A 19,671-nucleotide genomic window follows, 5' to 3' on the forward strand; every position below is an offset into this window, starting at 1 on the left:
GGGCATCAAAAAGAGATAAATTGTTCTCGATCAAATTGGCTGAAAGGCGGTAATTTAGCTATAAATTGATCACCGTCGAAAAATGCAAATTTGCTTCAACAAAAACCTGTTTATTGTAAGGATTTTGCGGCGTAATATATACGTGGGATCAATTTGAGTTTTTATTAACATGTTTGCAACCTTTCTTTACGCCGTTTTTGTGTGCATTCACATGGTATGATGAAAGTGTTCAAACAAATTTCTATTGGGGCATGCGTGTGACCCTTTCTAACGGGGTTCACTCTCGGAGTCTTCATGCGATGAGCAAGGAGTCATGATGTTAGATATAGTCGAACTGTCGCGCTTACAGTTTGCCTTGACCGCGATGTACCACTTCCTTTTTGTGCCACTGACGCTCGGTATGGCGTTCCTGCTGGCCATTATGGAAACGGTCTACGTCCTCTCCGGCAAACAGATTTATAAAGATATGACCAAGTTCTGGGGCAAGTTGTTTGGTATCAACTTCGCTCTGGGTGTGGCTACCGGTCTGACCATGGAGTTCCAGTTCGGGACTAACTGGTCTTACTATTCCCACTATGTAGGGGATATCTTCGGTGCGCCGCTGGCAATCGAAGGTCTGATGGCCTTCTTCCTCGAATCCACCTTTGTAGGTCTGTTCTTCTTCGGTTGGGATCGTCTGGGTAAAGTTCAGCATATGTGTGTCACCTGGCTGGTGGCGCTCGGTTCAAACCTGTCCGCACTGTGGATTCTGGTTGCGAACGGCTGGATGCAAAACCCAATCGCGTCCGATTTCAACTTTGAAACTATGCGTATGGAGATGGTGAGCTTCTCCGAGCTGGTGCTTAACCCGGTTGCTCAGGTGAAATTCGTTCACACTGTAGCGTCTGGTTATGTGACTGGCGCGATGTTCATCCTCGGTATCAGCGCATGGTATATGCTGAAAGGTCGTGACTTCGCCTTCGCTAAACGCTCCTTTGCTATCGCTGCCAGCTTCGGTATGGCTGCTGTTCTGTCTGTTATTGTTCTGGGTGATGAATCCGGCTACGAAATGGGCGACGTGCAGAAAACCAAACTGGCTGCTATTGAAGCCGAGTGGGAAACGCAACCTGCGCCTGCTGCCTTTACTCTGTTCGGCATTCCTGATCAGGAAGAGGAGACGAACAAATTTGCGATTCAGATCCCTTACGCACTGGGCATCATTGCAACGCGTTCCGTGGATACCCCGGTTATCGGCCTGAAAGAGCTGATGGTGCAGCATGAAGAACGCATTCGTAACGGGATGAAGGCGTACTCTCTGCTCGAACAACTGCGTTCTGGTTCTACCGACCAGGCGGTTCGTGACCAGTTCAATAGCATGAAGAAAGACCTCGGTTACGGTCTGCTGCTGAAACGCTATACGCCAAACGTGGCTGATGCGACTGAAGCGCAGATTCAACAGGCAACCAAAGACTCCATCCCGCGTGTAGCGCCGCTGTACTTTGCGTTCCGTATCATGGTGGCGTGTGGCTTCCTGCTTCTGGCAATCATCGCGCTCTCTTTCTGGAGTGTCATCCGCAACCGCATTGGCGAGAAAAAATGGCTTCTGCGCGCCGCGCTGTACGGTATTCCGCTGCCGTGGATTGCTGTAGAAGCGGGCTGGTTCGTGGCTGAATATGGCCGCCAACCGTGGGCTATCGGTGAAGTGCTGCCGACAGCTGTGGCGAACTCGTCACTGACCGCAGGCGATCTCATCTTCTCAATGGTGCTGATTTGCGGCCTGTATACCCTGTTCCTGGTGGCAGAATTGTTCTTAATGTTCAAATTTGCACGCCTCGGCCCAAGCAGCCTGAAAACCGGTCGCTATCACTTTGAGCAGTCTTCCACGACTACTCAGCCGGCACGCTAAGACAGGAGTCGTCAAATGATCGATTATGAAGTATTGCGTTTTATCTGGTGGCTGCTGGTTGGCGTTCTGCTGATTGGTTTTGCAGTCACTGACGGTTTCGACATGGGGGTGGGCATGCTCACCCGTTTCCTCGGTCGTAACGACACCGAGCGTCGAATTATGATTAACTCCATTGCACCACACTGGGACGGTAACCAGGTTTGGCTGATCACCGCGGGCGGCGCACTCTTTGCTGCCTGGCCGATGGTCTATGCCGCTGCGTTCTCCGGCTTCTATGTGGCGATGATCCTCGTGCTGGCGTCTTTGTTCTTCCGTCCGGTCGGTTTTGACTACCGCTCCAAGATTGAAGAAACCCGCTGGCGTAACATGTGGGACTGGGGCATCTTCATTGGTAGCTTCGTTCCGCCGCTGGTAATTGGTGTAGCGTTCGGTAACCTGTTGCAGGGCGTACCGTTCAACGTTGATGAATATCTGCGTCTGTACTACACCGGTAACTTCTTCCAGTTGCTTAACCCGTTCGGCCTGCTGGCAGGCGTGGTGAGCGTAGGGATGATCATTACTCAGGGCGCAACCTATCTGCAAATGCGTACCGTGGGCGAACTGCACCTGCGTACCCGTGCAACGGCTCAGGTGGCTGCGCTGGTGACACTGGTCTGTTTCGCACTGGCTGGCGTATGGGTGATGTACGGTATCGATGGTTATGTCGTGAAATCGACAATGGACCATTACGCAGCCTCTAACCCACTGAATAAAGAAGTGGTTCGTGAAGCTGGCGCATGGCTGGTTAACTTCAACAACACGCCAATTCTGTGGGCTATTCCGGCACTGGGTGTGGTTCTGCCGCTGCTGACCATCCTGACTGCACGTATGGATAAAGCCGCGTGGGCGTTTGTGTTCTCCTCCCTGACGCTGGCCTGCATCATCCTGACAGCCGGTATCGCAATGTTCCCGTTTGTGATGCCGTCCAGCACCATGATGAACGCAAGTCTGACAATGTGGGATGCAACTTCCAGCCAGCTGACGCTTAACGTCATGACCTGGGTTGCGGTGGTTCTGGTACCGATCATTCTGCTCTACACCGCCTGGTGTTACTGGAAAATGTTCGGTCGTATCACCAAAGAAGATATTGAACGTAACACCCACTCTCTGTACTAAGTAAGGAGCTAAAAATGTGGTATTTCGCATGGATTCTGGGAACGCTTCTTGCCTGTTCGTTTGGGGTAATCACCGCGCTGGCGCTTGAACACGTCGAATCAGGCAAAGCCGGTCAAGAAGACATCTGATGAGTAAGATTATCGCGACTTTGTATGCGGTAATGGACAAGCGCCCCCTGCGGGCGCTTTCCTTCGTGATGGCGCTTCTGTTAGCAGGATGTATGTTTTGGGACCCATCTCGTTTTGCCGCGAAGACCAGTGAACTGGAAATCTGGCATGGTTTATTGCTGATGTGGGCCGTCTGTGCTGGTGTGATTCACGGCGTGGGCTTTCGTCCGCAGAAGGTTCTTTGGCAAGGGATTTTTTGCCCATTGCTTGCCGATATTGTTCTCATTGTCGGGCTGATTTTCTTCTTCTTTTAAATCAGAATTCTCTTTAAAAAATTATGGGCCGCTCCAGGCCCATAAATTTTTACGCTCCCTTAACTTGCCCTCATTCCCAAACCTCAATCGCGCGCGTATAGTAGCAGCGTTTAAAAGCTCTAACTTTTGTTGCATTACCGGGATGTAAAGTGAATACAACGCTGTTTCGATGGCCGGTTCGCGTCTACTATGAAGATACCGATGCCGGTGGTGTGGTGTACCACGCCAGTTACGTCGCTTTTTATGAAAGAGCACGCACAGAGATGCTGCGTCATCATCACTTCAGTCAGCAGGCGCTGATGGCTGAACGCGTTGCCTTTGTGGTACGTAAAATGACGGTGGAATATTACGCACCTGCGCGGCTCGACGATATGCTCGAAATACAGACTGAAATAACATCAATGCGTGGCACCTCTTTGGTTTTCACGCAACGTATTGTCAACGCCGAGAATACTTTGCTGAATGAAGCAGAGGTTCTGGTTGTTTGCGTTGACCCACTCAAAATGAAGCCTCGTGCGCTTCCCAAGTCTATTGTCGCGGAGTTTAAGCAGTGACTGACATGAATATCCTTGATTTGTTCCTGAAGGCTAGCCTTCTGGTTAAACTTATCATGTTGATTTTGATTGGTTTTTCAATCGCATCTTGGGCCATTATTATCCAGCGGACCCGTATTCTTAACGCAGCGGCGCGCGAAGCCGAAGCGTTTGAAGATAAATTCTGGTCTGGAATCGAACTCTCTCGCCTCTATCAAGAGAGCCAGGGGAAACGGGATAATCTGACTGGTTCGGAACAAATCTTTTACAGCGGGTTCAAAGAGTTTGTGCGCCTGCATCGTGCCAATAGCCATGCGCCGGAAGCCGTAGTGGAAGGGGCGTCGCGTGCTATGCGTATCTCCATGAACCGTGAACTTGAAAATCTGGAAACGCACATTCCGTTCCTCGGTACGGTTGGCTCCATCAGCCCGTATATTGGTCTGTTTGGTACGGTCTGGGGGATCATGCACGCCTTTATCGCCCTCGGGGCGGTAAAACAAGCAACACTGCAAATGGTTGCGCCCGGTATCGCAGAAGCGTTGATTGCGACTGCAATTGGTCTGTTCGCCGCAATTCCGGCGGTAATGGCTTATAACCGCCTCAACCAGCGCGTAAACAAACTGGAACTGAATTACGACAACTTTATGGAAGAGTTTACCGCGATTCTGCACCGCCAGGCGTTTACCGTTAGCGAGAGCAACAAGGGGTAAGCCATGGCCAGAGCGCGTGGACGAGGTCGTCGCGATCTCAAGTCCGAAATCAACATTGTACCGTTGCTGGACGTACTGCTGGTGCTGTTGCTGATCTTTATGGCGACAGCGCCCATCATCACCCAGAGCGTGGAGGTCGATCTGCCAGACGCTACTGAATCACAGGCGGTGAGCAGTAACGATAATCCGCCAGTGATTGTTGAAGTGTCTGGTATTGGTCAGTACACCGTGGTGGTTGAGAAAGATCGCCTGGAGCGTTTACCACCAGAGCAGGTGGTGGCGGAAGTGTCCAGCCGTTTCAAGGCCAACCCGAAAACGGTCTTTCTGATCGGTGGCGCAAAAGATGTGCCTTACGATGAAATAATTAAAGCACTGAACTTGTTACATAGTGCGGGTGTGAAATCGGTTGGTTTAATGACGCAGCCTATCTAAACATCTGCGTTTCCCTTGCTTGAAAGAGAGCGGGTAACAGGCGAACAGTTTTTGGAAACCGAGAGTGTCAAAGGCAACCGAACAAAACGACAAGCTCAAGCGGGCGATAATTATTTCAGCAGTGCTGCATGTCATCTTATTTGCGGCGCTGATCTGGAGTTCGTTCGATGAGAATATAGAAGCTTCAGCCGGAGGCGGCGGTGGTTCGTCCATCGACGCTGTCATGGTTGATTCAGGTGCGGTAGTTGAGCAGTACAAACGCATGCAAAGCCAGGAATCAAGCGCGAAGCGTTCTGATGAACAGCGCAAGATGAAGGAACAGCAGGCTGCTGAAGAACTGCGTGAGAAACAAGCGGCTGAACAGGAACGCCTGAAGCAACTTGAGAAAGAGCGGTTAGCGGCTCAGGAGCAGAAAAAGCAGGCTGAAGAAGCCGCAAAACAGGCCGAGTTAAAGCAGAAGCAAGCTGAAGAGGCGGCAGCGAAAGCGGCGGCAGATGCTAAAGCGAAGGCCGAAGCAGATGCTAAAGCTGCGGAAGAAGCAGCGAAGAAAGCGGCTGCAGACGCAAAGAAAAAAGCAGAAGCAGAAGCCGCCAAAGCCGCAGCCGAAGCGCAGAAAAAAGCCGAGGCAGCCGCTGCGGCACTGAAGAAGAAAGCGGAAGCGGCAGAAGCAGCTGCAGCTGAAGCAAGAAAGAAAGCGGCAACTGAAGCTGCTGAAAAAGCCAAAGCAGAAGCTGAGAAGAAAGCGGCTGCTGAAAAGGCTGCAGCTGATAAGAAAGCGGCAGCAGAGAAAGCTGCAGCCGACAAAAAAGCAGCAGAAAAAGCGGCTGCTGAAAAGGCAGCAGCTGATAAGAAAGCAGCGGCAGAAAAAGCCGCCGCAGACAAAAAAGCGGCAGCGGCAAAAGCTGCAGCTGAAAAAGCCGCTGCAGCAAAAGCGGCCGCAGAGGCAGATGATATTTTCGGTGAGCTAAGCTCTGGTAAGAATGCACCGAAAACGGGGGGAGGGGCGAAAGGGAACAATGCTTCGCCTGCCGGGAGTGGTAATACTAAAAACAATGGCGCATCAGGGGCCGATATCAATAACTATGCCGGGCAGATTAAATCTGCTATCGAAAGTAAGTTCTATGACGCATCGTCCTATGCAGGCAAAACCTGTACGCTGCGCATAAAACTGGCACCCGATGGTATGTTACTGGATATCAAACCTGAAGGTGGCGATCCCGCACTTTGTCAGGCTGCGTTGGCAGCAGCTAAACTTGCGAAGATCCCGAAACCACCAAGCCAGGCAGTATATGAAGTGTTCAAAAACGCGCCATTGGACTTCAAACCGTAATCGCGATGTTGACTGTTCGGACGGTCAACATCAGGCACCGGTTGCCACGGGGTTCTGGTAGTTTTGTGTATTTTAGTTTGTTAACATTCTGCTAAATTATCGTGGGCCATCGGTCCAGATAAGGGAGATATGATGAAGCAGGCATTACGAGTAGCATTTGGTTTTCTCATACTGTGGGCATCAGTTCTGCATGCTGAAGTCCGCATTGTGATCGACAGCGGTGTAGATTCCGGTCGTCCTATTGGTGTTGTTCCTTTCCAGTGGGCGGGGCCTGGTGCGGCACCTGAAGATATTGGCGGCATCGTTGCTGCTGACTTGCGTAACAGCGGTAAATTTAATCCGTTAGATCGCGCTCGTCTGCCACAGCAGCCGGGTAGTGCGCAGGAAGTACAACCAGCTGCATGGTCCGCACTGGGCATTGACGCTGTAGTTGTCGGTCAGGTCACTCCGAATCCGGATGGTTCTTACAATGTTGCTTATCAACTTGTTGACACTGGCGGCGCACCGGGTACTGTACTTGCTCAGAACTCGTACAAAGTGAACAAGCAGTGGCTGCGTTATGCTGGTCATACCGCCAGTGATGAAGTGTTTGAAAAACTGACCGGCATTAAAGGTGCGTTCCGTACTCGTATTGCCTACGTTGTTCAGACCAACGGCGGTCAGTTCCCGTATGAACTGCGCGTATCTGACTATGACGGTTACAACCAGTTTGTCGTTCACCGTTCACCGCAGCCGCTGATGTCTCCGGCGTGGTCACCAGACGGTTCTAAACTGGCTTATGTGACCTTCGAAAGCGGTCGTTCCGCGCTGGTTATTCAGACGCTGGCAAATGGCGCTGTACGTCAGGTGGCTTCATTCCCGCGTCACAACGGTGCACCTGCATTCTCGCCAGACGGCAGCAAACTGGCATTCGCCTTGTCGAAAACCGGTAGTCTGAACCTGTACGTAATGGATTTGGCTTCTGGTCAGATCCGCCAGGTGACTGATGGTCGCAGTAACAATACCGAACCGACCTGGTTCCCGGATAGCCAGAACCTGGCATTTACTTCTGACCAGGCCGGTCGTCCGCAGGTTTATAAAGTGAATATCAACGGCGGTGCGCCACAACGTATTACCTGGGAAGGTTCGCAGAACCAGGATGCGGATGTCAGCAGCGACGGTAAATTTATGGTAATGGTCAGCTCCAATGGTGGGCAGCAGCACATTGCCAAACAAGATCTGGCAACGGGAGGCGTACAAGTTCTGTCGTCCACGTTCCTGGATGAAACGCCAAGTCTGGCACCTAACGGCACTATGGTAATCTACAGCTCTTCTCAGGGGATGGGATCCGTGCTGAATTTGGTTTCTACAGATGGGCGTTTCAAAGCGCGTCTTCCGGCAACTGATGGACAGGTCAAATTCCCTGCCTGGTCGCCGTATCTGTGATAATAATTAATTGAATAGTAAAGGAATCATTGAAATGCAACTGAACAAAGTGCTGAAAGGGCTGATGATTGCTCTGCCTGTTATGGCAATTGCGGCATGTTCTTCCAACAAGAACGCCAGCAATGACGGCAGCGAAGGCATGCTGGGTGCCGGCACTGGTATGGATGCGAACGGCGGCAACGGCAACATGTCTTCCGAAGAGCAGGCTCGTCTGCAAATGCAACAGCTGCAGCAGAACAACATCGTTTACTTCGATCTGGACAAGTACGATATCCGTTCTGACTTCGCTCAAATGCTGGATGCACATGCAAACTTCCTGCGTAGCAACCCGTCTTACAAAGTCACCGTAGAAGGTCACGCGGACGAACGTGGTACTCCGGAATACAACATCTCCCTGGGTGAACGTCGTGCGAACGCCGTTAAGATGTACCTGCAGGGTAAAGGCGTTTCTGCAGACCAGATCTCCATCGTTTCTTACGGTAAAGAAAAACCTGCAGTACTGGGTCATGACGAAGCGGCATACTCCAAAAACCGTCGTGCGGTACTGGTTTACTAAGAGAATTGCATGAGCAGTAACTTCAGACATCAACTATTGAGTCTGTCGTTACTGGTTGGTATAGCGGCCCCCTGGGCCGCTTTTGCTCAGGCACCAATCAGTAGTGTCGGCTCAGGCTCGGTCGAAGACCGCGTCACTCAACTTGAGCGTATTTCTAATGCTCACAGCCAGCTTTTAACCCAACTCCAGCAACAACTTTCTGATAATCAATCCGATATTGATTCCCTGCGTGGTCAGATTCAGGAAAATCAGTATCAACTGAATCAGGTCGTGGAGCGGCAAAAGCAGATCCTGTTGCAGATCGACAGCCTCAGCAGCGGTGGTGCAGCGGCGCAATCAACCAGCAGCGATCAAAGCGGTGCGGCGGCATCAACGACGCCGACAGCTGATGCTGGTACTGCGAATGCTGGCGCGCCGGTGAAAAGCGGCGATGCAAACACGGATTACAATGCAGCTATTGCGCTGGTGCAGGATAAATCCCGCCAGGATGACGCAATGGTGGCATTTCAGAATTTCATCAAAAATTACCCTGATTCAACTTACCTGCCAAACGCCAATTATTGGCTGGGTCAGTTAAACTACAACAAGGGTAAAAAAGATGATGCGGCGTACTATTTTGCTTCGGTAGTGAAAAACTATCCGAAGTCACCAAAGGCTGCTGATGCGATGTTTAAAGTCGGCGTCATCATGCAGGACAAAGGTGACACCGCAAAAGCGAAAGCCGTATACCAGCAGGTTATCAGTAAATACCCTGGTACTGATGGCGCTAAACAGGCACAAAAACGTCTGAACGCGATGTAATGCATAACACACGACCAGAAGTCGCATTATTTCTGGTCGTGTCGTGCGAATCATAAGCAGTTGAGTGATCTGCATCGAAATTTTTGTTGCGCTCAAGTCTGAAATCAGTAATATATGCCGCCGTTGCCACGGGATATCAAACAAACCGAAAGCAACGAAAAAGTGGGTCGTTAGCTCAGTTGGTAGAGCAGTTGACTTTTAATCAATTGGTCGCAGGTTCGAATCCTGCACGACCCACCACTAACATAGTTAGTTGTAGTATCCAGCGTAGTATTGGGTGATTAGCTCAGCTGGGAGAGCACCTCCCTTACAAGGAGGGGGTCGGCGGTTCGATCCCGTCATCACCCACCACCGGGTCGTTAGCTCAGTTGGTAGAGCAGTTGACTTTTAATCAATTGGTCGCAGGTTCGAATCCTGCACGACCCACCAGTTTTAGCATCGAAGACAAGATGTTAAGCGTGTAGGATAACGTTGCGTCAGCAACGGCCCGTAGGGCGAGCGAAGCGAGTCATCCTGCACGACCCACCACTAATTACGGTGGGTTCGGTGGAAGTAGTTTGTAGTATCCAGCGCAGTATCGGGTGATTAGCTCAGCTGGGAGAGCACCTCCCTTACAAGGAGGGGGTCGGCGGTTCGATCCCGTCATCACCCACCACTCGGGTCGTTAGCTCAGTTGGTAGAGCAGTTGACTTTTAATCAATTGGTCGCAGGTTCGAATCCTGCACGACCCACCAATTTTAACATCAAACTCAGATGTTAAGCGTGAAGGATAACGTTGCGCCAGCAACGGCCCGTAGGGCAAGCGAAGCGAGTCATCCTGCACGACACACCAATCTTAAAGATTGGCCCCGAGTAGAAATCTTTCAGGTAACACCCGTATGGGTCGTTAGCTCAGTTGGTAGAGCAGTTGACTTTTAATCAATTGGTCGCAGGTTCGAATCCTGCACGACCCACCATCCTGAATGATTAAAGCAGCATAATCCCGCAAGGGGTCGTTAGCTCAGTTGGTAGAGCAGTTGACTTTTAATCAATTGGTCGCAGGTTCGAATCCTGCACGACCCACCAATGTAAAAAAGCGCCCTAAAGGCGCTTTTTTGCTATCTGCGATACTCAAAGATTCGAACCTGCAGCAGGTTTGAGTTGAGCGCAGCGAAACAACGGAGCCGCTCGCGGCGACGGCCCGAAGGGCGAGCGAAGCGAGTCATCCTGCACGACCCACCAATGTAAAAAAGCGCCCTAAAGGCGCTTTTTTGCTATTCAGGCATCCTCAATTTCACTTTGTAAACCTGATGACATCGTCAGAGCTTACTGTGCAAGCAACTCTACGTCGGTGGAATTAGGCGTAATTCGAGTGACTTTTCCCCACCATTCGACTATCTTGTTTAGCATATAAAACAAATTACACCGATAACAGCGAATATTACGCTAATGTCGGTTTTAACGTTAAGCCTGTAAAACGAGATGGTAAGATGAGCGTAATGTTTGATCCAGACACGGCGATTTATCCTTTCCCCCCGAAGCCGACGCCGTTAAGCATTGATGAAAAAGCGTATTACCGCGAGAAGATAAAACGTCTGCTAAAAGAACGTAATGCGGTGATGGTTGCCCACTACTATACCGATCCCGAAATTCAACAACTGGCAGAAGAAACCGGTGGCTGTATTTCTGATTCTCTGGAAATGGCGCGCTTCGGTGCAAAGCATCCCGCTTCTACTTTGTTAGTCGCTGGGGTGAGATTTATGGGAGAAACCGCCAAAATTCTCAGTCCGGAAAAAACAATTCTGATGCCGACACTTCAGGCTGAATGTTCACTGGATCTCGGCTGCCCTGTTGAAGAATTTAACGCATTTTGCGATGCCCATCCCGATCGTACTGTCGTCGTCTACGCCAACACTTCTGCTGCGGTAAAAGCGCGCGCAGATTGGGTGGTAACTTCAAGCATTGCCGTCGAACTTATTGATCATCTTGATAGTTTGGGTGAAAAAATCATCTGGGCACCCGACAAACATCTGGGGCGTTACGTGCAAAAACAGACGGGTGGAGACATTCTATGCTGGCAGGGTGCCTGTATTGTGCATGATGAATTTAAGACTCAGGCGTTAACCCGCTTGCAAGAAGAATACCCGGATGCTGCCATACTGGTGCATCCAGAATCACCACAAGCTATTGTCGATATGGCGGATGCGGTCGGTTCCACCAGTCAACTGATCGCTGCTGCGAAAACATTGCCACATCAGCGGCTTATCGTGGCAACCGATCGGGGCATTTTCTACAAAATGCAGCAGGCAGTGCCAGATAAAGAGTTACTGGAAGCACCAACCGCAGGTGAGGGTGCAACCTGCCGCAGCTGCGCGCATTGTCCGTGGATGGCCATGAATGGCCTTCAGTCCATCGCAGAGGCATTAGAACAGGAAGGAAGCAATCACGAGGTTCATGTTGATGAAAGGCTGCGAGAGAGGGCGCTGGTGCCGCTCAATCGTATGCTGGATTTTGCGGCTACACTACGTGGATAACGAATAATAAGGCGTAACGTTACGCTTTGGGGGAAAGATGGATTTTTTTAGTGTGCAGAATATCCTGGTACATATACCAATAGGGGCAGGCGGTTATGATCTCTCATGGATCGAAGCGGTAGGCACGATCGCCGGGTTGCTGTGTATTGGCCTTGCCAGTCTGGAGAAGATCAGCAACTACTTCTTTGGCCTGATCAACGTCACCTTGTTTGGCATTATTTTCTTTCAGATTCAGCTGTATGCCAGCCTGCTATTACAGGTGTTTTTCTTTGCCGCGAATATTTACGGTTGGTATGCGTGGTCGCGACAAACCAGTCAGAACGAGGCGGAGTTGAAAATTCGCTGGTTGCCATTGCCGAAGGCACTCAGCTGGTTGGCGGTTTGCGTTGTTTCGATTGGTCTGATGACGGTATTTATCAATCCGGTGTTTGCATTTTTGACCCGCGTGGCAGTCATGATCATGCAAGCATTAGGATTACAGGTTGTGATGCCTGAACTGCAACCGGACGCTTTCCCGTTCTGGGATTCATGCATGATGGTGTTATCTATCGTGGCAATGATTCTGATGACGCGTAAGTATGTGGAAAACTGGCTGTTGTGGGTGATTATTAACGTGATTAGCGTCGTTATTTTTGCACTTCAGGGCGTTTACGCCATGTCTCTGGAGTACATCATCCTGACCTTTATTGCGCTCAACGGCAGCCGGATGTGGATCAACAGCGCACGTGAAAGAGGCTCACGCGCGCTGTCCCATTAATGGTGATGATGTGAATGGCCAGACACCCCTTCATTCAGGTGGCAGTCTGGCCCATGACAAGGTTGATATTCCATCTGAATGGTGGCGTGCTCAATCTGATAGTGATCCATCAGGTAGTGTTGGATCTGATCCAACAAGGCATCGTGATCGTGTGGCGGGATCACCTGCACATGCAACGTCATCACCGGCTTCTCGCCTACCATCCATACATGTACATGGTGCACATTGCGGACTTCCGGGATTTCCCGGCACATACGACGCTTCAGTTCAGCGATATCCAGCGATACCGGTGCACCTTCAAGTAATTCATTCACGCTATCTTTCAACAGTCGCCACGCGCTACGCAGAACCAGAAGCGACACCAGTATCGAGAGAATGGGGTCAGCAGGTGTCCAGCCAGTCCAGATAATAATCAACGCGGCAATAATAGCCCCAACCGAACCCAGCAGGTCCCCGAGCACATGCAGTGCCGCTGCTCGTACGTTGAGGTTTTTCTCTTCGCTGCCGTGATGAAGTAACCAGAAAGAAAGTATATTTGCCAGCAACCCAGCCACGGCAATTGCCATCATCATGCCGCCCTCGACCGGACGCGGCGTGCGGAAGCGTTCTATCGCCTCCCAGACAATCAAAATGGTAATTACCACGAGGGCTATGGCATTCACAAACGCCGCGAGCGTGGTCAGTCTTAGCCAACCGAAAGTGTGGCGAATGGTGGGAGGACGACGTGAAAATTGCACGGCGAGTAGGGCGAAAAGCAGGGCGGCAGTATCGGTCAACATATGACCCGCATCGGCCAGCAATGCCAGAGAACCAGAAAGAAAACCACCAACGACTTCTACCAGCATAAACCCGGCAGTCACGCCGAAAGCATACAACAAGCGACGAGCATTATTATCTTCTGGCAGGTGTGAGGACGTGTGTGAGTGTGAGTGCGCCATGACGAGTCATCCCTTAATTATTCTCACTTAACTTTATGACATCATACTGCTTTTAGAAGTGAAAAATTAAAAGGGAGAGACTCCGCTCTCCCATTATTGGCTATTTTGCAGGGTTACTGCGTGGTACCGTCGGTTTTGGTATCGACATCATTATTGATGCCATCACCGGTTTGTACCTTTTTATTGATATCCGGACAGCGACCATCTTTGCACATGGTGTTCTTGTGCTCTTCATCTTTGGTCATTCCGTCATTGTTCATTGAAGAACCATCCGAATGCAGCATTGTGCCACCAGAACCGGTATTTACCCCGTTATTGTCGACGTTATTTGGCGCGACATTTTCACGGGCGTCAGGGGCTACCTGGCCCGCATCAGCTGCGGCGTTTGCCTGGCCGTTATTAGTTTGCGCTCCGCTATCGGCAGCCAGTGCGGCACCGCTGGCAAGGCTTAGAGTGGCAGTCAGAAATAATGTGGCCAGTTTTGTCATTTTCATAGGATGCTCCTGTTATGGTCGTTATGTCGGATAACCTCTTCCAACAGTGCATTTGCAGGTGAATATAAGGCATTGGTTTAAGATTTCAGCCAGGTTATGAAACGCAGCAGAGAATCTTGAAATAATTAACAAACAAAGGAGTTACAGTTAGAAATTGTAGGAGAGATCTCGTTTTTCGCGACAATCTGGCGTTTTTCTTGCTAATTCCAGGATTAATCCGTTCATAGTGTAAAACCCCGTTTACACATTCTGACGGAAGATATAGATTGGAAGTATTGCATTCACTAAGATAAGTATGGCAACACTGGAACAGACATGAATTATCAGAACGACGATTTACGCATCAAAGAAATCAAAGAGTTACTTCCTCCTGTCGCATTGCTGGAAAAATTCCCCGCTACTGAAAATGCCGCGAATACGGTTGCCCATGCCCGAAAAGCGATCCATAAGATCCTGAAAGGTAATGATGATCGCCTGTTGGTTGTGATTGGCCCATGCTCAATTCATGATCCTGTCGCGGCAAAAGAGTATGCCACTCGCTTGCTGGCGCTGCGTGAAGAGCTGAAAGATGAGCTGGAAATCGTAATGCGCGTCTATTTTGAAAAGCCGCGTACCACGGTGGGCTGGAAAGGGCTGATTAACGATCCGCATATGGATAATAGCTTCCAGATCAACGACGGTCTGCGTATAGCCCGTAAATTGCTGCTTGATATTAACGACAGCGGTCTGCCAGCGGCAGGTGAGTTTCTCGATATGATCACCCCACAATATCTCGCTGACCTGATGAGCTGGGGCGCAATTGGCGCACGTACCACCGAATCGCAGGTGCACCGCGAACTGGCATCAGGGCTTTCTTGTCCGGTCGGCTTCAAAAATGGCACCGACGGTACGATTAAAGTGGCTATCGATGCCATTAATGCCGCCGGTGCGCCGCACTGCTTCCTGTCCGTAACGAAATGGGGGCATTCGGCGATTGTGAATACCAGCGGTAACGGCGATTGCCATATCATTCTGCGCGGCGGTAAAGAGCCTAACTACAGCGCGAAGCACGTTGCTGAAGTGAAAGAAGGGCTGAACAAAGCAGGCCTGCCAGCACAGGTGATGATCGATTTCAGCCATGCTAACTCGTCCAAACAATTCAAAAAGCAGATGGATGTTTGTGCTGACGTTTGCCAGCAGATTGCCGGTGGCGAAAAGGCCATTATTGGCGTGATGGTGGAAAGCCATCTGGTGGAAGGCAATCAGAGCCTCGAGAGCGGGGAGCCGCTGGCCTACGGTAAGAGCATCACCGATGCCTGCATCGGCTGGGAAGATACCGATGCTCTGTTACGTCAACTGGCGAATGCAGTAAAAGCGCGTCGCGGGTAAGGTTTAATTGTCGGATGCGCCGTCAGAGTGGCGTATCCGATGAATCACCACAGGCCTGATAAGTCGCGCAGCGTCGCATCAGGCAATGTGCTCCATTGTTAGCAACAAAAAAGCCGACTCACTTGCAGTCGGCTTTCTCATTTTAAACGAATGACGTTTACTTCGCTTTACCCTGGTTTGCAACCGCCGCTGCTTTCGCTGCGATCTCGTCAGCATTACCCAGATAATAGCGTTTCAGCGGTTTGAAATTCTCGTCGAACTCATACACCAGCGGCACGCCAGTCGGGATATTAAGCTCAAGAATCTCTTCTTCGCTCATGTTATCAAGATATTTCACCAGCGCACGTAAAGAGTTACCGTGTGCAGCGATGATCACGCGCTCACCGCTCTTCATACGCGGCAGAATGGTTTCATTCCAGTAAGGGATCACGCGGTCAATGGTCAGCGCCAGGCTTTCCGTCAGCGGCAGTTCTTTTTCGCTCAGTTTCGCGTAACGCGGATCGTGACCCGGATAACGCTCATCATCTTTAGTCAGTTCCGGCGGAGTCACTGCAAAACCACGACGCCACTGTTTCACCTGCTCGTCGCCATACTTTTCAGCAGTTTCCGCTTTGTTCAGACCCTGCAACGCACCGTAGTGACGTTCGTTCAGTTTCCAGGATTTCTCAACGGGCAGCCATGCCTGATCCAGTTCGTCCAGCACATTCCACAGGGTATGGATAGCGCGTTTCAGCACAGAGGTGTAAGCAAAGTCAAAGCTGTAACCTTCCTCTTTCAGCAGCTTACCTGCTGCTTTTGCTTCGCTTACGCCTTTCTCAGACAGATCCACGTCGTACCAACCGGTGAAACGGTTTTCTTTGTTCCACTGACTTTCGCCATGACGAACCAGAACCAGCTTAGTTACAGCCATATACTTACTCCTCAAATCATTTTTTAATGATAATAATTCTCATTATATTGCCGTGACGAAGCAACAGCAATGCTTACGCATAACCATAGCGAAAATAGTGTCGCAGTGTAAGGTTGTTGTGAATATTGAGTTGCAAATATGTCGGTGTTTGCTGGTGATTTGAGCAATATAAGGATAAAGCCCTCATTACGAGGGCTTCAGGTGCTACTCAGCAATAAACTGATATTCCGTCAGGCTGGAATACTCTTCGCCAGGACGCAGGAAGCAGTCCGGTTGCGGCCATTCAGGGTGGTTTGGGCTGTCCGGCAGAAACTCGCTTTCCAGTGCCAGGCCTTGCCAGTCGGCGTAAGGTTCAGTTCCTCTTGATGGCGTGCCGCCGAGGAAGTTGCCGGAGTAGAATTGCAGAGCCGGAGCGGTGGTGTAGACCTTCAGCTGCAATTTTTCATCTGCTGACCAGACATGCGCCGCCACTTTCTTGCCATCGCCTTTGGCCTGTAACAAGAATGCGTGATCGTAACCTTTCACTTTGCGCTGATCGTCGTCGGCAAGAAACTCACTGGCGATGATTTTGGCGCTACGGAAATCAAAAGACGTTCCGGCGACAGATTTCAGACCGTCGTGCGGAATGCCGCCTTCATCAACCGGCAGATATTCGTCCGCCAGAATCTGCAACTTGTGATTGCGCACGTCAGACTGCTCGCCGTCAAGATTGAAATAGACGTGATTAGTCATATTCACCGGGCAAGGTTTATCAACTGTGGCGCGATAAGTAATAGAGATACGGTTATCGTCGGTCAGACGATATTGCACCGTCGCGCCGAGATTACCCGGGAAGCCCTGATCGCCATCATCTGAACTCAGGGCAAACAGCACCTGACGATCGTTCTGGTTCACAATCTGCCAGCGACGTTTGTCGAACCCTTCCGGGCCGCCGTGCAGCTGGTTAACGCCCTGACTTGGCGAAAGCGTCACGGTTTCACCGTCAAAGGTATAACGGCTATTGGCGATGCGGTTGGCATAACGACCAATAGAGGCCCCCAGAAACGCAGCCTGATCCTGATAGCATTCCGGGCTGGCACAGCCGAGCAGCGCCTCGCGGACGCTGCCATCGGAAAGCGGAATACGGGCGGAAAGTAAAGTCGCACCCCAGTCCATCAGCGTGACTACCATCCCTGCGTTGTTACGCAAAGTTAACAGTCGGTACGGCTGACCATCGGGTGCCAGTGCGGGAGTTTCGTTCAGCACTGTCCTGCTCCTTGTGATGGTTTACAAACGTAAAAAGTCTCTTTAATACCTGTTTTTGCTTCATATTGTTCAGCGACAGCTTGCTGTACGGCAGGCACCAGCTCTTCCGGGATCAGCGCGACGATACAGCCGCCAAATCCGCCGCCGGTCATGCGTACGCCACCTTTGTCGCCAATCACAGCTTTGACGATTTCTACCAGAGTGTCAATTTGCGGCACGGTGATTTCGAAATCATCGCGCATAGAGGCATGAGATTCCGCCATCAACTCGCCCATACGTTTCAGGTCGCCTTGCTCCAGCGCGCTGGCAGCTTCAACGGTGCGGGCGTTTTCAGTCAGGATATGACGCACGCGTTTCGCCACGATTGGGTCCAGCTCATGTGCAACAGCGTTGAACTCTTCAATGGTGACATCGCGCAGAGCTGGCTGCTGGAAGAAACGCGCACCGGTTTCGCACTGTTCACGACGGGTGTTGTATTCGCTGCCAACCAGGGTACGTTTGAAGTTACTGTTGATGATGACGACAGCCACACCTTTCGGCATGGAAACTGCTTTAGTCCCCAGTGAGCGGCAGTCAATCAGCAAGGCATGATCTTTCTTGCCGAGTGCGGAAATTAGCTGATCCATGATCCCGCAGTTACAGCCAACAAACTGGTTTTCTGCTTCCTGACCGTTAAGCGCGATTTGTGCGCCGTCCAGCGGCAGATGATAAAGCTGCTGCAATACGGTTCCGACCGCGACTTCCAGTGAAGCGGAAGAACTTAACCCGGCACCCTGCGGCACATTGCCGCTGATCACCATGTCCACGCCGCCGAAGCTGTTGTTACGCAGTTGCAGATGTTTCACCACGCCACGAACGTAGTTAGCCCATTGATAGTTTTCATGTGCGACAATGGGCGCATCGAGGGAAAACTCGTCGAGCTGATTTTCATAATCGGCTGCCATCACGCGAACTTTACGGTCATCGCGTGGTGCACAACTGATCACGGTTTGATAATCAATCGCGCAGGGCAGAACGAAACCGTCGTTGTAGTCGGTGTGTTCACCAATCAAATTCACGCGGCCAGGCGCCTGAATGGTGTGAGTGGCAGGGTAGCCAAATGCGTTGGCAAACAGAGATTGTGTTTTTTCTTTCAGACTCATTTCTTACACTCCGAATTCGCGAAAATGGATATCGCTGACTGCGCGCAAACGCTCTGCTGCCTGTTCTGCGGTCAGGTCTCGCTGGGTCTCTGCCAGCATTTCATAACCAACCATAAATTTACGTACGGTGGCGGAGCGCAACAGAGGCGGATAAAAGTGCGCGTGCAGCTGCCAGTGTTGATTCTCTTCGCCATTAAATGGTGCGCCGTGCCAGCCCATAGAGTAGGGGAAGGAACACTGGAAGAGGTTGTCATAACGACTGGTCAGCTTTTTCAACGCCAGCGCCAAATCGCTGCGCTGGGCGTCGGTCAAATCGGTGATCCGCAAAACGTGGGCTTTGGGCAGCAGTAGCGTTTCGAACGGCCAGGCAGCCCAGTAAGGCACAACGGCTAACCAGTGTTCGGTTTCGACAACGGTACGGCTACCGTCTGCCAGCTCGCGCTGAACATAATCCACCAGCATTGGTGATTTCTGTTCGGCAAAATATTCTTTTTGCAGGCGGTCTTCGCGCTCAGCTTCGTTAGGCAGGAAGCTATTTGCCCAAATCTGTCCGTGCGGATGCGGGTTAGAGCAGCCCATCGCCGCACCTTTGTTTTCAAAGACCTGCACCCACGGGTACGTTTTTCCCAGCTCTGCGGTTTGCTCCTGCCAGGTTTTGACGATTTCCGTCAATGCCGCAACGCTCAGTTCTGGCAACGTTTTACTGTGATCCGGTGAAAAGCAGATCACCCGGCTGGTACCGCGCGCGCTCTGGCAACGCATCAAAGGATCGTTGCTTTCTGGCGCATCTGGCGTGTCAGACATCAAGGCCGCAAAGTCATTAGTGAAAACGTAAGTCCTGGTGTAATCGGGGTTTTTATCGCCTGTCACCCGCACATTACCTGCGCAGAGGAAGCAATCTGGATCGTGCGCAGGTAACACCTGTTTGGCTGGCGTTTCCTGCGCCCCCTGCCAGGGGCGCTTAGCGCGGTGCGGTGAAACCAGAATCCATTGCCCGGTGAGCGGGTTGTAGCGGCGATGTGGATGATCAACGGGATTAAATTGCGTCATGGTCGT

20 protein-coding genes, 7 tRNA genes and 1 other RNA gene are annotated in these 19,671 nt (G+C 51.1%); 22 read left to right on the forward strand and 6 right to left on the reverse strand.

Features of this window, described 5'->3' with window-relative positions:
- The first annotated feature begins 316 nt into the window (after positions 1-316).
- From cydA to pnuC, 21 genes are all read left to right on the forward strand, one after another.
- Complete coding sequence (gene cydA / locus ACJHXA_RS13055) at positions 317-1,885, forward strand: cytochrome ubiquinol oxidase subunit I (RefSeq protein WP_000884361.1); 1,569 nt, start codon at positions 317-319, stop codon at positions 1,883-1,885.
- Positions 1,886-1,900: 15 nt separating this feature from the next.
- On the forward strand, positions 1,901-3,040 hold the full coding sequence (cydB, locus tag ACJHXA_RS13060) for a cytochrome d ubiquinol oxidase subunit II (RefSeq protein WP_000568275.1): 1,140 nt from the start codon (positions 1,901-1,903) through the stop codon (positions 3,038-3,040).
- Between the two features lie 14 nt (positions 3,041-3,054).
- Positions 3,055-3,168 (forward strand): cytochrome bd-I oxidase subunit CydX, encoded by a 114-nt coding sequence (gene cydX, locus ACJHXA_RS13065; protein ID WP_000270282.1) that lies wholly within the window; start codon positions 3,055-3,057, stop codon positions 3,166-3,168.
- Positions 3,168-3,461 (forward strand): cyd operon protein YbgE, encoded by a 294-nt coding sequence (gene ybgE, locus ACJHXA_RS13070; protein ID WP_000034602.1) that lies wholly within the window; start codon positions 3,168-3,170, stop codon positions 3,459-3,461. The genes cydX and ybgE overlap by 1 nt, the downstream gene beginning before the upstream one ends.
- A gap of 149 nt (positions 3,462-3,610) precedes the next feature.
- Complete coding sequence (gene ybgC / locus ACJHXA_RS13075; RefSeq protein ID WP_001098384.1) at positions 3,611-4,015, forward strand: tol-pal system-associated acyl-CoA thioesterase; 405 nt, start codon at positions 3,611-3,613, stop codon at positions 4,013-4,015.
- The gene (gene tolQ / locus ACJHXA_RS13080) at positions 4,012-4,704 is read left to right on the forward strand and encodes a Tol-Pal system protein TolQ (protein ID WP_000131314.1); all 693 of its coding nucleotides are present in this window, start codon (positions 4,012-4,014) and stop codon (positions 4,702-4,704) included. Before ybgC ends, tolQ begins: the two co-directional genes overlap by 4 nt.
- A 3-nt stretch (positions 4,705-4,707) precedes the next feature.
- Positions 4,708-5,136 (forward strand): colicin uptake protein TolR, encoded by a 429-nt coding sequence (gene tolR, locus ACJHXA_RS13085; RefSeq protein WP_000090097.1) that lies wholly within the window; start codon positions 4,708-4,710, stop codon positions 5,134-5,136.
- Positions 5,137-5,200: 64 nt separating this feature from the next.
- Positions 5,201-6,466 (forward strand): cell envelope integrity protein TolA, encoded by a 1,266-nt coding sequence (tolA, locus tag ACJHXA_RS13090; protein WP_000030637.1) that lies wholly within the window; start codon positions 5,201-5,203, stop codon positions 6,464-6,466.
- A gap of 132 nt (positions 6,467-6,598) precedes the next feature.
- Entirely contained in the window at positions 6,599-7,891 is a 1,293-nt protein-coding gene (gene tolB / locus ACJHXA_RS13095; RefSeq protein WP_001295307.1) for a Tol-Pal system beta propeller repeat protein TolB, read from the forward strand.
- A gap of 34 nt (positions 7,892-7,925) precedes the next feature.
- Positions 7,926-8,447 (forward strand): peptidoglycan-associated lipoprotein Pal, encoded by a 522-nt coding sequence (gene pal, locus ACJHXA_RS13100; protein ID WP_001295306.1) that lies wholly within the window; start codon positions 7,926-7,928, stop codon positions 8,445-8,447.
- Positions 8,448-8,456: 9 nt separating this feature from the next.
- The gene (cpoB, locus tag ACJHXA_RS13105) at positions 8,457-9,248 is read left to right on the forward strand and encodes a cell division protein CpoB (protein ID WP_000097580.1); all 792 of its coding nucleotides are present in this window, start codon (positions 8,457-8,459) and stop codon (positions 9,246-9,248) included.
- A 164-nt stretch (positions 9,249-9,412) separates the two neighbouring features.
- Positions 9,413-9,488: transfer RNA gene (locus tag ACJHXA_RS13110), tRNA-Lys, on the forward strand.
- 35 nt (positions 9,489-9,523) lie between these two features.
- Positions 9,524-9,599: transfer RNA gene (locus ACJHXA_RS13115), tRNA-Val, on the forward strand.
- Between the two features lie 2 nt (positions 9,600-9,601).
- Positions 9,602-9,677, forward strand: a tRNA-Lys gene (locus ACJHXA_RS13120).
- A gap of 150 nt (positions 9,678-9,827) precedes the next feature.
- A tRNA-Val gene (locus tag ACJHXA_RS13125) sits at positions 9,828-9,903 on the forward strand.
- A gap of 3 nt (positions 9,904-9,906) precedes the next feature.
- Positions 9,907-9,982 (forward strand) — tRNA-Lys (locus tag ACJHXA_RS13130).
- A gap of 146 nt (positions 9,983-10,128) precedes the next feature.
- Positions 10,129-10,204 (forward strand) — tRNA-Lys (locus tag ACJHXA_RS13135).
- Positions 10,205-10,237: 33 nt separating this feature from the next.
- Positions 10,238-10,313, forward strand: a tRNA-Lys gene (locus tag ACJHXA_RS13140).
- A gap of 30 nt (positions 10,314-10,343) precedes the next feature.
- A non-coding RNA gene (locus ACJHXA_RS13145) (RtT sRNA) lies at positions 10,344-10,469 on the forward strand.
- A 248-nt stretch (positions 10,470-10,717) separates the two neighbouring features.
- Positions 10,718-11,761 carry a quinolinate synthase NadA gene (gene nadA / locus ACJHXA_RS13150; protein ID WP_000115295.1) on the forward strand — a complete coding sequence of 348 codons (1,044 nt, stop codon included), beginning with the start codon at positions 10,718-10,720 and terminating at the stop codon, positions 11,759-11,761.
- A gap of 37 nt (positions 11,762-11,798) precedes the next feature.
- Complete coding sequence (gene pnuC, locus ACJHXA_RS13155) at positions 11,799-12,518, forward strand: nicotinamide riboside transporter PnuC (RefSeq protein ID WP_000345410.1); 720 nt, start codon at positions 11,799-11,801, stop codon at positions 12,516-12,518.
- On the opposite strand, the gene zitB is transcribed toward pnuC, so the two are convergent.
- A complete protein-coding gene (zitB, locus tag ACJHXA_RS13160; RefSeq protein WP_000951292.1) occupies positions 12,515-13,456 on the reverse strand; it encodes a CDF family zinc transporter ZitB in 942 nt (313 codons plus the stop codon). The genes pnuC and zitB overlap by 4 nt on opposite strands.
- A 113-nt stretch (positions 13,457-13,569) precedes the next feature.
- The gene (locus tag ACJHXA_RS13165; RefSeq protein WP_000784351.1) at positions 13,570-13,950 is read right to left on the reverse strand and encodes a YbgS-like family protein; all 381 of its coding nucleotides are present in this window, start codon (positions 13,948-13,950) and stop codon (positions 13,570-13,572) included.
- A 315-nt stretch (positions 13,951-14,265) separates the two neighbouring features.
- On the opposite strand from ACJHXA_RS13165, the gene aroG reads away from it, so the two are divergent.
- The gene (gene aroG / locus ACJHXA_RS13170; protein WP_001109196.1) at positions 14,266-15,318 is read left to right on the forward strand and encodes a 3-deoxy-7-phosphoheptulonate synthase AroG; all 1,053 of its coding nucleotides are present in this window, start codon (positions 14,266-14,268) and stop codon (positions 15,316-15,318) included.
- 157 nt (positions 15,319-15,475) lie between these two features.
- Here aroG and gpmA read toward each other — a convergent pair whose 3' ends face one another.
- The 4 genes from gpmA to galT all read right to left on the reverse strand — a co-directional run bounded on the left by gpmA (position 15,476) and on the right by galT (position 19,665).
- Entirely contained in the window at positions 15,476-16,228 is a 753-nt protein-coding gene (gpmA, locus tag ACJHXA_RS13175) for a 2,3-diphosphoglycerate-dependent phosphoglycerate mutase (RefSeq protein ID WP_001295305.1), read from the reverse strand.
- Positions 16,229-16,432: 204 nt separating this feature from the next.
- Complete coding sequence (gene galM, locus ACJHXA_RS13180) at positions 16,433-17,473, reverse strand: galactose-1-epimerase (RefSeq protein WP_000931389.1); 1,041 nt, start codon at positions 17,471-17,473, stop codon at positions 16,433-16,435.
- Positions 17,467-18,615 carry a galactokinase gene (gene galK / locus ACJHXA_RS13185; protein WP_000053415.1) on the reverse strand — a complete coding sequence of 383 codons (1,149 nt, stop codon included), beginning with the start codon at positions 18,613-18,615 and terminating at the stop codon, positions 17,467-17,469. Before galK ends, galM begins: the two co-directional genes overlap by 7 nt.
- A gap of 3 nt (positions 18,616-18,618) precedes the next feature.
- Positions 18,619-19,665: a galactose-1-phosphate uridylyltransferase gene (gene galT, locus ACJHXA_RS13190; RefSeq protein WP_000191530.1), complete on the reverse strand. Its 1,047-nt coding sequence runs from the start codon at positions 19,663-19,665 to the stop codon at positions 18,619-18,621.
- Positions 19,666-19,671 lie beyond the last annotated feature (6 nt).

Origin of the sequence: Escherichia sp. WS33, from assembly GCF_046486385.1 — a bacterium.
Lineage (GTDB): Bacteria > Pseudomonadota > Gammaproteobacteria > Enterobacterales > Enterobacteriaceae > ECMA0423.